The organism is Spirosoma litoris, from assembly GCF_054776755.1.
The window spans coordinates 328,966-344,702 of the sequence record NZ_BAAHBI010000020.1 but is presented as its reverse complement, the minus strand read 5'-3'; the positions used below and the strand labels follow the sequence as shown (position 1 = coordinate 344,702).

Here is a 15,737-nt window from a genome sequence, read left to right as displayed (position 1 = left end):
GCGGAGCAGGGAGCACGGGGCAGGGTATATACCAGTTCCACAATCCCTGCACCCCGCTCCGTGCTCCACGCTATGAATACTACCCCGCCCCGCCTGGCTACCTACCTCCTGCACTTACTCATCCCTGCGCATCGGACAGATGAGTTGGAAGGTGATTTAGATGAACTGTTCCAGCAACGCGTCAGGCAGTTTGGCGTCCGGAAAGCCCGTTGGCGCTATGTGAAGGATGTAGCGAGCTTGATGCGGCCATCCTTGATGCAACGACAACCGAACACTTTGCCAGCCTGGACATACCCTCAACCAACAAATACGACCATGATACGAAACTATTTTAAAATAGCCTGGCGGACTATTGCGCGTAGCAAAGGGTTCTCGGGCATCAACATAGCGGGGCTATCGCTGGGCATGACCTGTAGCCTGTTGATTTTACTATGGGTTCAGGATGAACGAAGTGTGGATGGATTCCATGCGAATGGCAAAAACCTGTATCAGGTCTATGAACGCAACTATTTCGACGGGAAAACGGAGGCCGCTTATGAAACTCAGGGATTGCTGGCGGACGAGCTCAAACGTGCCATTCCGGAAATTCAATATGCCAGCGGCCTCGAATGGAATCAGCCGTTTACGTTCCAAGTAGGCAACAAGATCGGCAAGATGGATGGCTCATTTGCCGGAGCTGATTTTTTCAAGATGTTCAGTTACCCGTTGCTGGAAGGATCTGCTGAAACCGCGTTGAACGCGCCCAACGGCATTGCCATCTCCCGAAAAATGGCCGATCAGTTTTTCGGAAGTCCCGCCAAAGCCATTGGGAAAGTCATTCGTTACGAAAACAATGACAACCTAACTGTAACCGCCGTTTTTGAAAACCTCCCCGCTAATTCGTCGCAACAGTTCGATTTTCTACGAACCTGGACCGATTTTGTGAAAACCAACGACTGGGTCAACAATTGGGGGAATGTCAATCCATTTACTTACATCCAGTTACGTTCCAGCCCCAACGGCGAACCAGCCGATCCAGCCAACGTTGAAGCCAAAATCAAGGAATTTACATACCGCTACAAACCTAAAAATAAGGCATTCATTGAAGAGCTGGCACTGCAACCTTATCCCGAAAAATACCTTCACTCTACCTTCAAAAACGGGCAACTTGACGGTGGGCGTATTGAGTATGTACGGTTATTCAGTTTTGTAGCCATTTTCATTCTACTCATTGCCTGCATCAATTTCATGAACCTGGCCACGGCACGTTCGGCCAAACGCGCCAAAGAAGTGGGCGTTCGGAAAGCCATTGGTGCCGCTCGTTCAGCGTTGATGGGGCAGTTTGTGGGCGAGGCCATTTTACTCACAAGCATTGCCATGTTGTTTGCCATTGGACTAGTCGCCTTGACTCTGCCCGCTTTCAACAATCTGACGGGTAAGCAATTACTTCTGCCGTTCAGCCAGCCGATATTCTGGGCTACACTGCTAAGTCTATTACTGCTGACTGGCTTTTTGTCGGGCAGCTATCCCGCCCTTTTTCTATCGGCACTCAATCCGGTCAAGGTCTTGAAAGGCAGTTTACGGTTCAGCCCTGGCGCAACAAATTTCCGGAAAGCGCTGGTTGTCTTTCAGTTTGGCTTGTCTATTCTCCTGATTGTAGGTATGATTGTCATGTATCGGCAAGTGGATTACATTCAAACCAAAAACATCGGCTTTAACCGCGAGAACCTTATTTATATGCCGTTGGAAGGTGAGCTGGGCAGAAAATACACGCTGTTTAAAGAAGAAGCGAGCAATATGCCCGGCATTCAGACCATCTCGCGCATGCGAGGTACGCCTACCCTGATCGAACACCATACCGGCGATTTCACCTGGTCAGGAAAAGACCCCAATCAGGCCGTTAAGTTTGCCGATGAAACTGTAGGCTACGATTTCGTAAAAACGATGGGCCTGACGATGGTAGAAGGGCGTGATTTCTCCCGAGCATTTGGCACCGACTCGGTAGGCTTTTTAGTCAACGAAGCCGCATTGGCCAAAATAGGGTACAAAACCGGCGTTGATCAACCATTAACCTGGGGGTCTCGGCAAGGCAAGATTATCGGCGTGCTCAAGGATTTTCACTTTAGCTCCATGCATCAGGCCATTGAGCCGATCATTTTGCGACTGGATGAAACACGTATTTGGGGCACCGTCATCATCCGGGCAGAAGCCGGTAAAACCAAAGAAGCCCTGGCTAGTCTGGAAAAAGTTAGCCACGAGTTAAACCCTAACTTCCCGTTCAGCTACCAATTCTCCGATCTGGAATTCAGCAAGCTCTACCGTAGCGAACATATGGTCAGCCAATTAGCCAACTATTTCGCTATCCTTACCATTTTTATTTCCTGTTTAGGCTTGTTCGGCCTCGCCACCTTCGCAGCCGAACAACGGACCAAAGAAATTGGCGTTCGGAAAGTATTGGGCGCATCGGCAGCCAGTGTTGTCGCGCTGCTCGCCAAAGACTTTTTGAAGCCAGTCATGATCGCTATTGTTCTCACGACGCCGATTGCCTGGTATGCCATGAACCGATGGCTACAGGACTTCGCTTACAAGATTGCTATCGACTGGTGGGTTTTCGCGCTGGCGGGTGGGTTGTCTATCGGAATTGCCCTACTGACAATCAGTTTTCAAAGCATCAAAGCCGCCCTACTGAACCCAGTTGCCTCCCTTCGGTCTGAATAAAATCAGTGAAGAATGAAGAGTGTAGACGGGGCCGCCCGTGCGGTGAAGAATAATTTCTGAATCTGACCCAATGACTACTCCTTATTCTTTATTCTACACTCTTAACTATGAAACCGCCCCGCCTGGCCACCTACCTGCTGCACCTGTTCCTAGCCCCGCATCGGGTGGAGGAGATAGAGGGTGACCTGGACGAACTGTTCCAGCAGCGTGTCCGGGAGGTAGGCTTGCGGGAAGCTCAGTGGCGATATGTACGGGATGTGGTGAGTTTACTGCGCCCTTCATTCATAAAACGGCAGACGAATGAGTATCCAAACCCAACATTATCAACTATGCTACGAAACTATCTGACAATCGCGTTGAGAAACCTGGCCAAAAACCGGATGTATTCGGTCATCAACATGGGTGGGCTGGCCGTGGGAATGGCGGTCGCAATCCTGACTGGTCTGTGGATATACGATGAGTACTCGTTCAATCACTATCACCAGAATTATGAGCGAATTGCGCGGGTGATGCAACATCAAACCATTCGCGGAGAAACGAGTACGCGAGAAAATAATCCGATTCCGTTAGGGACAATGCTACGCAACGAATTCAAAGATGATTTTACGAGCGTAGTGATGTCCACCCAAACGCAAAACATCATCGTTGCTTCCGGCGATAAAGTTTTCAGTCAAAAAGGGCGCTATATGCAGGCGGAAGCCCCAGAATTACTTTCGCTGCAAATGAACTATGGAAATAGAAATGGATTAACAGAGCTGAACTCCATTCTCTTATCCGAGACGTTGGCGAAAATGCTCTTTGGCGATGCAGATCCGCTGAATAAACTGGTGAGACTGGATAATGAGATCAACGTAAAGGTAACGGGCGTATACCAGGATCTGCCTAACAATTCGGAATTCAAAGACGTGGCCTTTATCGCTCCCTGGGATTTGATGCTGTCTTCATACGATTACATTCGGGACCACAAGGATGACTGGAACAATAATTTCCTGCATATCTACACGCAAATTGCCCCTCAGGCAAGTTTTGACGCCATTTCGGCAAAAATTAAAGATCTGAAACTGGCTCATGTGGATAAAGAATATGCGGAACGCAAACCGGCTCTATTTCTCCAACCTATGCGCAATTGGCATTTATATTCAACGTATGCCAACGGCGTCATTGCTACCAGCGAGGAGTTAAAATATGTCTGGATTTATGGCATCATTGGCGGATTTGTGCTACTGCTGGCCTGCATCAATTTTATGAATTTGAATACAGCCCGCTCCGAGAAACGAGCCAGGGAAGTAGGCATTCGGAAGGCCGTCGGATCGATGCGCAGTCAATTGATCAGTCAGTTTTTTGCTGAGTCACTATTAACAGTCACCTTCGCTTTTATTCTTTCCATCCTACTGGTTCTGCTTGCATTGCCCTGGTTTAACAACGTGGCCGACAAGCGAATCGCCATTTTGTGGAGTAACCCGCTTTTCTGGCTGTTTTCAATTGTTGTTATTGTTTTAACCGGCCTATTGTCAGGTAGTTATCCGGCTCTGTATTTATCTTCTTTCAAACCCATCCGGGTCTTAAAAGGGACAATTTTAATAGGCCGCTTGGCTTCAATGCCCCGAAAAGTGCTGGTGGTCGTCCAATTTTCGGTTTCCACCATTCTCATCATCGGGACAATCGTTGTTTACCGGCAAATTCAATATGCCAAAGATCGTCCTGTTGGGTATTCCCGCGAAAACTTGCTGGTATTTCGGAAAAGCACGCCCGATTTTGAAGGGAAGTCAGACGTTTTAAAAGCGGAGTTCCTAAAAACGGGCGTAGTCGCCGACGTGGCTGAATCGTCGAGTCGGGTAACAGACATTAGTGCCATGAATGGTGGCTTTGACTGGCCGGGAAGAGATCCTGGTTTTCAGACCAATTTTGGCACCCTGAGCGTTAGCCATGACTATGGTAAAACAATCGGCTGGCAGTTTGTAGCAGGTCGGGACTTTTCAAAAGAGTTTGCCACCGATTCGGCCGGTTTTGTCCTGAATGAAGCGGCCGTAAAAGAAATGGGCTTGAAAAACCGCAACCGGTACGCCGGAACGGGCGGATTGCCCATAGGAGAAACCATCAGCTGGGATACCGAATTTGATGGCATCCAGAAGTTTAAGATCATCGGGGTTGTCAAAGACATGGTGATGCGATCCCCGTTTGAGCCGATAAAACCAACCATTTTTTTCCTGAAAGGCTATAAAGGATACATTTTTGTGAAATTAAAGCCGAGTGTTACCTCCCATGAAGCGCTGGCAACACTCGAAACTACCTTCAGGAAAATCATCCCCAGCGCTCCCTTCGACTACAAGTTTGTTGATGATGAGTATGCCCGAAAATTTGCTACCGAAGAGCGTATTGGCAAACTGGCTGGCTTTTTTGCCATACTCGCCATTTTGATTAGCTGTTTAGGTCTTTTTGGTCTGGCTTCGTTTGTGGCCGAACAACGAGCGAAGGAGATCGGCGTTCGCAAAGTGCTCGGCGCATCGGTGCTGAATCTATGGGGGCTGTTGTCAAAAGACTTTGTGGTGCTGGTCGTGATCGCCTTGAGTATCGCTGCCCCAATGGCTAACTACTTCTTGGGTAAATGGCTCCAGAAATACGACTACCATACCGACATCTCCTGGTGGATCTTTGCCGTTTCGGGCGCAGGTGCCTTGCTGATTACCTTATTAACCGTCAGTTTCCAAAGCATCAAAGCGGCATTAATGAATCCCGTACAATCGTTACGATCTGAATAAGAAGCGTGGAGCAGGGGGCTAGGGGCAGGGGTAAAACCAAGCTCCCGTCCCCTCGCTCCGTGCCCCACGCTCCCTGCTATGAAACACCCACCTCGTTTCGCTACCTACCTGCTGCACCTATTCTGCGCCCCGCATCGGGTGGAGGAGATGGAGGGTGATCTGGATGAGCTGTTTCAGCAGCGAGTCGAAGAGCTTGGCCTGCGAAAAGCCCGTTGGCGCTATACAAAGGATGTCGTGAGCCTGATGCGGCCTTCTTTGATGAAACGACAACCAACGTCGATGTGGACATACCCTAAACCAACAAATACAACCATGATACGCAATTATTTAAAAATCGCTCGCAGAAATCTTGTCAAGAATAAGACGTACTCCTTTATCAATATTGGCGGGCTTGCCGTGGGTATGACGGTCGCTATGCTCATCGGCTTGTGGGTGTATGACGAACTCTCCTTCAACCGATCCTTCGAGAATTATGACCGTATTGCGCAGGTGCTGCAAAACCAGACGTTTAATGGTGTTGTTAGTACGCAGGAAGAGAATCCTCCTCCTCTGGGCAATGCCCTCCGAACGATGTACGGGTCTAGCCGCGACGGCGGACCGTTTAAGCATGTAGTTATGTCGTCCGGCACTTTCGAAACCATCCTGTCGGTGGGCGATAAGAAGTTCACAAAACTGGGCAACTACATTGAACCGGGCATTGCCGATATGCTCAGTTTGACGATGCGCAAAGGGACACGGTCGGGCTTAAAAGATCCGTCATCCATTTTATTATCTGAATCAGTAGCGAAAGCTTTTTTCGGGGATGCTGATCCAATCGGTAAAGTCATCAAGCTTAACGATGACACAAATCTGAACATAGCGGGTGTTTATGAAGACTTTCCGCTGAACTCTCAATTTAGTGACGTAACCTTTCTGGCTCCCTGGAGCGTCATTTATCAGGCAACCAAAAACAAAGACGATTGGGATAATAACCAGTTTCGCACCTATGTCCAACTGGCCGATAATGCAGATATGGATAAGGTTTCGGCGCAGATCAACGACATCAAACTTCAGAACGGCCGGAAAGAAAGCCAGCAATATCATTCGCAGATGTTTCTTCACCCGATGAGTAAGTGGTACTTAGCGTCGGAGTTCGAGAACGGCGTATCGGTTGGCGGACGGATTCAGTACGTTTGGCTGTTCAGTCTGATCGGTGTGTTTGTTCTATTATTAGCCTGCATAAACTTCATGAATCTGAGTACGGCCCGAAGCGAAAAACGAGCAAAGGAAGTCGGTATTCGAAAGGCCGTTGGCTCCGTTCGGAGTCAGTTGATTAGCCAGTTTTTCAGCGAATCGTTTCTGGTTGTTGTACTCGCTTTTGCGCTGGCGCTTGGCCTGACAACGGTTTCTCTGACCTGGTTTAATGAAGTTGCCGGTAAGCATCTGACCATTTTCTGGACTTCGCCCTATTTCTGGGCAGCGAGCCTTGGCTTTGTTCTACTGACCGGTTTTTTAGCGGGTAGTTATCCAGCTCTCTATCTGTCATCGTTCCAACCAATTAAGGTCTTAAAGGGCATCGGCTTTCGGGCCGGACGGTTTGCAGCTCTTCCGCGTAAGGTGTTGGTGGTCATTCAGTTCACCGTCTCGGTCACGCTGATCATCGGAACGATTATCGTTTACCAACAGATTCAATACGCCCAAAATCGGCCCATGGGGTATAATCGCGCCGGTTTAATTATCCTCCAAACACCAACACCTGATGTTCATACTCATCTGGAGGCTATTCGGGACGAACTACAAAAATCGGGAGCTATCACCAACATAGCCGAGTCGCACAGCCCATTGACAGGCATTTTCCTGTCGTTACCCGATTTTAACTGGAAAGGCAAAGACCCAAATCAGCAGGCTAGTATTGCTGCCGTGAAAGTATCGTACGATTATGGGAAAACCGTAGGTTGGCAATTTACGCAAGGCCGGGATTTTTCAAGAGCCTTTACAACCGACTCGACGGGTATGGTATTGAATGAATCGGCCGTGAAACTAATGGGATTCGGGCACCGTAATCGCACCGGCGGACCGGCGGGATCGCCAATCGGCGAAGTGGTAAAAGCTGGTGAATTCTTAAATAACGAATCGTACAAGGTAATTGGCGTTATTAAAGATATGGTGATGGAGTCGCCTTATGAGTCCGTTAGGCCAACTGTCTTTATCATCAACCGAAAAAAAGGCAATTTTGCTATCTTGAAACTGGCCCCAACCCTCAGTACCGCAAGTGCCTTGAGTAAGACAGAAGCTGTTTTCAAAAAATACAATCCTGCCGCTCCCTTCGACTATAAGTTTGTTGACCAGGAACATGCTTTAAAGTTTGCCGCCGAAGAGCGCATTGGCAAACTGGCTTTGCTTTTTACCACCCTGGCTATTTTCATCTCGTGCCTCGGCTTATTTGGCTTAGCCTCGTTTATGGCCGAACAACGCACCAAAGAAATTGGCGTTCGTAAGGTACTAGGCGCATCCATATTCAGCCTGTGGCGATTGTTGTCGAAGGACTTCGTTTTTCTGGTTATTATCGCTTTTGGTATTGCTGCGCCCATCTCATATTACATCCTCGGCAACTGGCTCCAGAAATACGCCTATCATACTAAACTGTCGTGGTGGATTTTTGCAGCCTCTGGCGCTGGTGCACTGGCGATTACCCTGCTAACGGTCAGCTATCAGTCAATCAAAGCAACCCTGATGAACCCGGTTAGCTCTTTACGATCTGAATAGCGTGGTGCAGGGAGCTCGGAGCAGGGGCAGTGAAATAGCTAGCCCTGCTCCGAGCTCCGAGCTTCAAGCCAAAAAGCTTATGAAATCCCGAAACGTCGGACCACCCCGCCTAGCTACCCGCCTGCTCCACTGGTTCTGCCCTCCGCATCGGGTGGATGAACTGGAAGGCGATTTGGACGAACTGTTCCAGGAACGTGTCAGGCAGTTTGGCGTGCGGGAAGCCCGCTGGCGCTATATGAAGGATGTGTTCAGTCTGATGCGACCTTCTTTATTAAAACAACAACCTAGTGAATACCCAAACCCAGCTATTACGGCTATGCTTCGCAATTATCTTAAAATCGCTTTTCGGAATCTGATCCGAAACAAAGCTTTTTCCCTTATTAACCTCCTAGGCTTGTCTACGGGTATCACGGTATGCCTGATGATTTTCCTGTTCATCATGAACGAGTTTAGCGTAGACAATTTCCACAAAGACGGAAAATCCATTTACCGGGTCATGCGGGGTATTGAGCACGAAGGGAAAGAGGTTGGTGTCTCTTACTTGTCGGGACCTTATGGACCTGCGTTGCTGAACGACTTTAAGGGACAAATTACCCAGGCAGTCCGGGTAAATCCTACCGATGCGTTGATAAAGGCCCAAGACAAATCGTTTCACGAGCGGAAAATCATCGACGCTGACCCTTCCTTTTTTACCTTCTTTTCCTTCCCATTGCTCAAAGGCGACCCCGCTACAGTATTGCTCGAACCCGCGAGTATCGTACTGACCGAATCAACAGCCAGGAAATATTTCGGCAGTATCGACAACGCGATGGGCAAAATCGTTGAAGTCGATAAAGATTTACCCGTAAAGGTTACAGGGATTGCGCAGGATGTACCCGCCAATTCCCACCTGGATTTTGACATGGTAATTCCTCTGGAAAATTATAAGGACCGGGGCTACATGACCAAATGGATCAACAACGGCATTTACACCTACGTACAGTTGGCCCCAACTACGACCGAAGCGCAGGTGGAGCGAAATTTTCCGCGCTTCATGGAGAAACACATGGGCCAGATCATGAAAGAGTATGGCTTTCATTTTACCCTGTCGCTCACTCCATTACGTGACATTTACTTTGAACAGGCAGCCTTCGACAGCGTTAAGCATGGCGATAAGCGAGTGGTTTATATCTTTCTGTCGATTGCCATCCTGATTCTGCTGGTGGCCTGTATCAATTTCATGAACCTATCGACAGTTCGGGCGGTCGAGCGATCGAAAGAAATTGGCGTCCGGAAAGTACTGGGGGCTATAAAAGGACACCTTGTGTGGCAGTTCATTGGTGAGTCGCTCCTACTGACAGCGTTCTCCTGCGTACTCGCGCTTGGTTTTCTGGCATTGGCTCTGCCCTTCTACAAACAACTACTCGGCTACCCATTAAATCTTCCCGTTTATGCAGCACCCATCGCATTGTTTCTTATCGGGATTATCGTAGTAGCGGGGTTCCTATCGGGTAGTTATCCGGCGTTTGTGCTGGCGGCTTTTTCGCCCATCCAGGCGCTCAAAGGGAAGTTGCGGCTGGGTAAAGGCGGTGTTTCGTTACGGCAGGTATTGGTCGTGGTGCAGTTCAGCATTTCGATATTACTAATGCTCGGAACAGCCATCGGTACGCAACAGATGAGCTACCTGAAAAACAAACAGCTTGGTTACAACAAAGAGCAAACGTTGGTTATTCCTATCGATAATGGAGATATCTATAATTTCATCCTGAAGCATAAACCGGAATTATTGGCTCAGAGCCGGGTAGAGGCCGTTTCGATGATGTCGGGCGAACCGGGTGGCTTTTTCGATGGACATATGTTTGATGTAGAAGGTCAGCCCAACCGGTGGAAATCCCGAACGGAGTTTGCCGATTTCGATTATGTAAAAACGTTGGGGCTAAAACTGATTGCGGGCCGGGACTTTTCGCCCCAATACCCATCCGATACAACTCGTGCAGCTTTGATTAACCGAACGGCAGCGGCCCGACTAGGATGGACTCCAGACCAGGCCATTGGTAAGTGGCTAAAAAACACTGTGCAGGACAGTACAAACCGAACCATTATTGGCGTGGTCGAGGATTTCAATTTCCTGTCCCTGAAAGAAGCCATCGAACCGTTAGTGATTGCGCCGAACGACGACCGACGGACGGCTTTGATCCGACTAAAGCCTGGCAATATACCTGCTACGGTAGAAACCATTCAGCAACTATACGCCAAAACACGACCCGCCTATCCATTTGAGTACCACTTTTTAGATCAGAAATTCGATCAGATGTATCAGGCAGACCTGCGCCAGCAAACCATCCTGAGTGTTTTTGCGGGTCTGGCCATCTTTATTGCCTGTCTGGGTTTGTTTGGCTTAGCCTCGTTTTCGGCCCAGCAACGGACGAAAGAAATTGGCGTCCGGAAAGTATTGGGCGCATCGGTGGGCAGCGTAGTTACCTTATTATCAAAAGATTTCCTGAAACCGGTAGCCATTGCCATTCTGATCGCCAGCCCGATAGCCTGGTATGCCATGAATCAGTGGCTGCAAAACTTCGCGTACCACATCGACATCGAATGGTGGGTCTTTGCCCTGGCGGGTTTGCTGGCCGTGAGCATAGCCCTACTAACTGTGAGCTTCCAAAGCATCAAAGCCGCATTGGTGAACCCCGTTCGTTCCCTTCGATCTGAATAGCGTGGAGCAGGGTGCACGGAGCGGGGCTAACTATCTCACTGCCCCTGCTCCCGGCACCGCGCTCCTTGCCCCATGCCCTTACCCCTATGCCAACACCCCCACCCCGCCTGGCCACTTACCTCCTGCACTTACTCATTCCTGCACATCGGCTCGATGAGTTGGAGGGAGATTTGGATGAGCTGTTTCAGCAACGCGTCCAGCAGCTTGGCCTGCGGGAAGCTCGTTGGCGCTATCTGAAAGATGTACTGAGCCTGATGCGGCCCTCTTTATTGAAACAACAAGCAACTAGATACCCCAAACCAACAAATACGACCATGATACGAAACTATTTTAAGGTTGCTTTCCGCAACCTCACTAAACATAAGGGGTACTCAGCCATCAACATTGCCGGCCTGGCAACGGGTATGGCCGTGGCAGTACTTATTGGCCTGTGGGTTATCAATGAGTTTGCTTATAACCAGAACTACGCAAATTATAATCGTATCGCGAAAGTGATGCAGAATCAGACCTTCGATGGTAAAGTTGACACCTGGTCAAGTCAGGCAATGCAGTTAGCACCAGAGTTACGAAACAGTTACGGAGCTCATTTTAAATACGTTGTAACAGCCGATTATCCGGGAAACCATCTGCTGACGCTAGGCAATCAGAAAATTACGAAATCCGGAAATTTCATGGAGCCCGACATTACCGACATGCTGGCGCTGACCATGCTAAAAGGGACACGCGCTGGCCTCCGCGACCCCTACTCTATTTTGCTTTCCGAATCGGTGGCTAAATCACTATTTGGAGAAGCCGACCCATTGAACAAACTCATCAACATTGACAAAAAATGGGACGTAAAGGTAACGGGCGTTTATGCTGACTTGCCGACCAATTCTACGTTTCAGAACCTGGCGTATATCCTGCCCTGGGACTTAAAAAAGAAAGAGTTACCCGAATGGCTTCAGTGGGGTAATAGCTGGTTTCAAACCTTCGTTCAGATAGCTGACAACGCCAATATGGAGACCGTATCGCTGGCGATTAAAGATGCGAAACTGAATAGAGTCAGACATAACGATGACGCTCGCTTTAAACCCGAACTGTTTCTGCTGCCTATGCCCAAATGGCATTTGTATTCGGAGTTTAAAAATGGGGTAAATGTAGGTGGGCAAATTCAGTCCGTTAGGCTATTCAGCATTATTGGCCTGTTTGTGTTGCTGCTGGCCTGTATCAATTTTATGAACCTGAGTACGGCCCGAAGTGAGAAACGAGCCAAAGAAGTTGGTGTCCGAAAAGCAATTGGTTCGGTTCGAAAACAGATTATGCTGCAATTTTTCAGTGAGTCGTTCCTCATTGTCAGCATTTCACTGATAGTATCACTGCTGTTGGTAGCCCTTATTCTGCCCGCGTTTAATGCGGTAGCCGACCGGCAAATTGGTATCCCGTGGACCAGGCCCCTATTCTGGTTGTCGGTGCTTGGGTTCAGCCTGTTCACCAGTTTAATTGCCGGTAGTTATCCTGCCGTTTATCTATCCTCGTTTCAGCCAATCAAAGTATTAAAAGGAACCTTTCGGGTTGGGAGATTTGCCGCGCTCCCCCGCAAGGTGCTGGTTGTTGTTCAATTCACCGTGTCGATCACGCTGATTATTGGCACGCTGATTGTTTTTCAACAGATTGAATTCGCCAAGAATCGACCTGTTGGGTATAGCCGGAGCAGTTTAGTGTCCATTCCTATAAAAACCGACGCCCTCATTACCCATTTTGCTACGTTTCGGGATGAGTTGATCAATACAGGAGTCGTTGAGGAAGTGGCCGCAACAGATTCTCCTATAACCGATACCTACGTTACCAACGGCGGCTTCAACTGGAAAGGGAAAGCCCCAAACAGGGCCGATGAGTTTGTAACACTACGAATCACCCATGAATTCGGGAAAATGGTCGACTGGCAACTCAAAGAAGGACGGGATTTCTCGAAAGAGTTTGCCACCGATTCGGCCGGCTTTATTCTGAATGAAGCTGCCGTTGCGTATATGGGCTTAAAAAAGCCAATCGGAGAAATCATCCAATGGGGTGGCGCACCTTTTAAAGTCATTGGCGTGGTTAAAAACCTGGTAACCCAATCGCCGTATGAGCCTGTTAAACAGACAATTTTCTTCATCAACTACAAACGGATCAATCAGATCACTTTTAAAATAAACCCGACAAAAAGTGCGCCCGAAGCGCTGGCGAAAGTAGAAGCGATTTATAAAAAATACGACCCCGATAATACGTTCGACTTCAAATTTGCCGATCAGGAATATGCAAAAAAATTCGGTGAAGAAGAACGCATTGGCAAATTAGCCAGCTTCTTCGCGGCACTTGCCATTTTTATTTCCTGTTTAGGGCTGTTTGGGCTGGCGTCGTTTGTGATGGAGCAACGGACCAAAGAAATCGGTATCCGAAAAGTAATGGGTGCCTCTGCAACCAGCTTGTGGCAATTACTTTCTAAAGACTTTGTAGTGCTGGTAATTATCTCGCTGTTGATTGCAGTTCCGGCAACCTGGTATTTTATGCAGGACTGGGTTCATCGGTACACCTATCATGCCGAAATCTCGTGGTGGATTTTTGCCGTCTCAGGAGCCGGGGCATTACTACTAACCCTGTTAACTGTCAGTTACCAAAGCATCAAAGCCGCGTTGATGAATCCCGTTCGTTCCCTTCGATCTGAATAGCGTGGTGCAGGGAGCGTGGGGCTCGGTTTTGCCCCGCCCCCTGCACCACGCTCCCTGCTATTCCCCCAATTTCATTTCATGTTCCGAAAACTTACACAAGCCATCCAGCATTTCGCTTAATCGTTCGCCAGTTGGTGTTAAGGCATATTCGACTCTGGTAGAAACCTCCCGGATTGTATCATTCCTGACAATCAGCTTGTATTGTTCCAGAAGTTTTAAGCGATCGGCCAAAATATTATCGCTGATGTGTTCTAAATCGTCTTTCAGGCTCGAAAACCGATTGTTGCCTTCTTCAATACTAAATAAAACTTCTGTCAGCCAGCGTTTGCTCAATAGATGGATAAGCTCATTCAACGGGCACTTCTCCTCCAGAAATGTTTGATTGTAGTAGTTCGTAGAACTTAGTTTTCTCATGATTATAACTAACTTTTTAGGAGTAACTCAGGCTGCCTTGAGCGATTACCCAACGCGCCGTTTACTCAGGACTTTGTTGATGGACTTCTCAAACAAAGTAAAGAAATAAAGTAGCGGCTCTACTCCTTTCGTATAAAATTCGCTTGTCAATCAACTTATTATCAAGGCTTTTTAACATAAAAAGGCCATACACTATCCCTAGAGGACATCTTTCCTTTTTCCTTGCCTCCAGCGAACAAGTAACCATAAAGTCTTGTTCCCTATCTATAAATACCTAATTTATCAGATTGACCACTGCTGTCTGTGTTACCCTTTGGACAATCTCAGTCTTAGGAATGATCAAGGCAGGCATACGGCTAAATTTAATCAGAACGGAAAAGTATACAGTGCCTGAAATGGTGAGGTAGATATAGTAAGGCTTTTGCAAAAGCCGCAAAGACAATGATGCGGTTGATCTCCTCCCCATTTGGGAAGGAGATACCGTTTTTCAGATTAGGTTGGTTTGAAAAGCATAGCGGATTTTCTGCTATGCTTTTTCATTCTACTTAAGCACAAAACCATCCTTATTTACTCATATACGCAGGTTTCTGGTTCACTCTTTCAGTTTGTAAGAGACTGAAACAAGCCCACTTGAATATGTTTTAGAATTGATTAAGGTCAGGTTTATTCGCTCCTTGATTTTCGTAAACAATGGCTTGCCTCCTCCCAGAATAATGGGATGAATCGCCAGAAGTAACTCATCGACTAACCCTTCTTCCAGAAACGCAGCCGTCAGATCGGCTCCACCAAATAGCCAGATATCTTTACCCGGCTGGCTTTTCAGTTCGCTCACCTGCGTTTTCATATCTCCACGAATCAGCTCAAAGCCACTTTCCACTTCCTGAAGGGTGTTCGAAAAGACACACCGTTGATAGTCGGGAAATGAGTAGTTACTGGCTGGTTCGTCTGGATTTGTTAGGAGTTCGTAGGTTTTCCGACCCATAAAGAGGGCATCAATACGAGCCAGGAAGTCGGTCATGCCGTAATCCTGGTCAGTAAAGCACCAATCATATTCTCCATTAGGCCCTTCAATGTAGCCGTCCAGACTAACGGCAAGGTTTAGAATAATAGTGCGCATCAACAAGTCGTTTTATTACTGTTCAATCAAATTCAAGAACGAAAGTCAGGTAAAAATAGACCGCTAAATAAACAATGAACCATAACAAGTCGTTGTGCTCCTCAATGAAAATAAATGAATTTTCAATCCTGCAAATGCACTGTCACTGCAATCCGAATACACCCTTTACCACTTTCCAACACGTAAAATATGGCCTAGAACCTCAGAATGGCTATATTTATCCCCCCTACTCACTATTTTGCCATGCAATTACTTAACAATCAAAGCTCCCAACCGAGCTTTGAGTATCGCCTTATGAAAGCCATACGAAAAGCGATACCTCAGGTAGTGCCGTTCATTGAAGTTGACAATCCCGACCCCATTGGTATCCTCATTACCCTCTGGGATGAACAGGCCGACATCACGATTCAACATAAACTTTTTGAGGTCGATATACAGGCGTGTGTACCCGACGGTCAGTCTGCTTATATCGCAAGAATTGTCAAGGATTTAAAGGCTAGCTATCTGGCCAAAAAAGCGATCTAAAATCAGATTATCTTTTCAAACCCTTCCACTTCGCCCAATCAGTTAAACTGGTTGGGCGGTCTTTTTGATAACCCATCCAACCCACCAGTAGCAAT

The 15,737-nt window shown here is 47.8% G+C and carries 8 protein-coding genes; 6 read left to right on the top strand and 2 right to left on the bottom strand.

The window, feature by feature from the left end:
• The first annotated feature begins 72 nt into the window (after positions 1–72).
• The 5 genes from ACYVGR_RS13525 to ACYVGR_RS13505 all read left to right on the top strand — a co-directional run bounded on the left by ACYVGR_RS13525 (position 73) and on the right by ACYVGR_RS13505 (position 13,586).
• Complete coding sequence (locus ACYVGR_RS13525) at positions 73–2,697, top strand: ABC transporter permease (protein ID WP_460957426.1); 2,625 nt, start codon at positions 73–75, stop codon at positions 2,695–2,697.
• Between the two features lie 107 nt (positions 2,698–2,804).
• The gene (locus tag ACYVGR_RS13520) at positions 2,805–5,456 is read left to right on the top strand and encodes an ABC transporter permease (RefSeq protein ID WP_460957424.1); all 2,652 of its coding nucleotides are present in this window, start codon (positions 2,805–2,807) and stop codon (positions 5,454–5,456) included.
• Positions 5,457–5,534: 78 nt separating this feature from the next.
• Complete coding sequence (locus tag ACYVGR_RS13515; protein ID WP_460957422.1) at positions 5,535–8,201, top strand: ABC transporter permease; 2,667 nt, start codon at positions 5,535–5,537, stop codon at positions 8,199–8,201.
• A 79-nt stretch (positions 8,202–8,280) separates the two neighbouring features.
• The gene (locus tag ACYVGR_RS13510) at positions 8,281–10,896 is read left to right on the top strand and encodes an ABC transporter permease (RefSeq protein WP_460957420.1); all 2,616 of its coding nucleotides are present in this window, start codon (positions 8,281–8,283) and stop codon (positions 10,894–10,896) included.
• 86 nt (positions 10,897–10,982) lie between these two features.
• Positions 10,983–13,586, top strand: coding sequence for an ABC transporter permease (locus tag ACYVGR_RS13505; RefSeq protein ID WP_460957417.1), 2,604 nt, complete (start codon positions 10,983–10,985; stop codon positions 13,584–13,586).
• 57 nt (positions 13,587–13,643) lie between these two features.
• Here ACYVGR_RS13505 and ACYVGR_RS13500 read toward each other — a convergent pair whose 3' ends face one another.
• Entirely contained in the window at positions 13,644–14,000 is a 357-nt protein-coding gene (locus ACYVGR_RS13500) for a winged helix-turn-helix transcriptional regulator (protein WP_460957415.1), read from the bottom strand.
• A 592-nt stretch (positions 14,001–14,592) separates the two neighbouring features.
• Positions 14,593–15,117 carry a dihydrofolate reductase family protein gene (locus tag ACYVGR_RS13495; RefSeq protein WP_460957413.1) on the bottom strand — a complete coding sequence of 175 codons (525 nt, stop codon included), beginning with the start codon at positions 15,115–15,117 and terminating at the stop codon, positions 14,593–14,595.
• A 294-nt stretch (positions 15,118–15,411) separates the two neighbouring features.
• Between ACYVGR_RS13495 and ACYVGR_RS13490 the strand changes: the two genes are divergently transcribed.
• The gene (locus tag ACYVGR_RS13490) at positions 15,412–15,642 is read left to right on the top strand and encodes a hypothetical protein (protein WP_460957411.1); all 231 of its coding nucleotides are present in this window, start codon (positions 15,412–15,414) and stop codon (positions 15,640–15,642) included.
• Positions 15,643–15,737 lie beyond the last annotated feature (95 nt).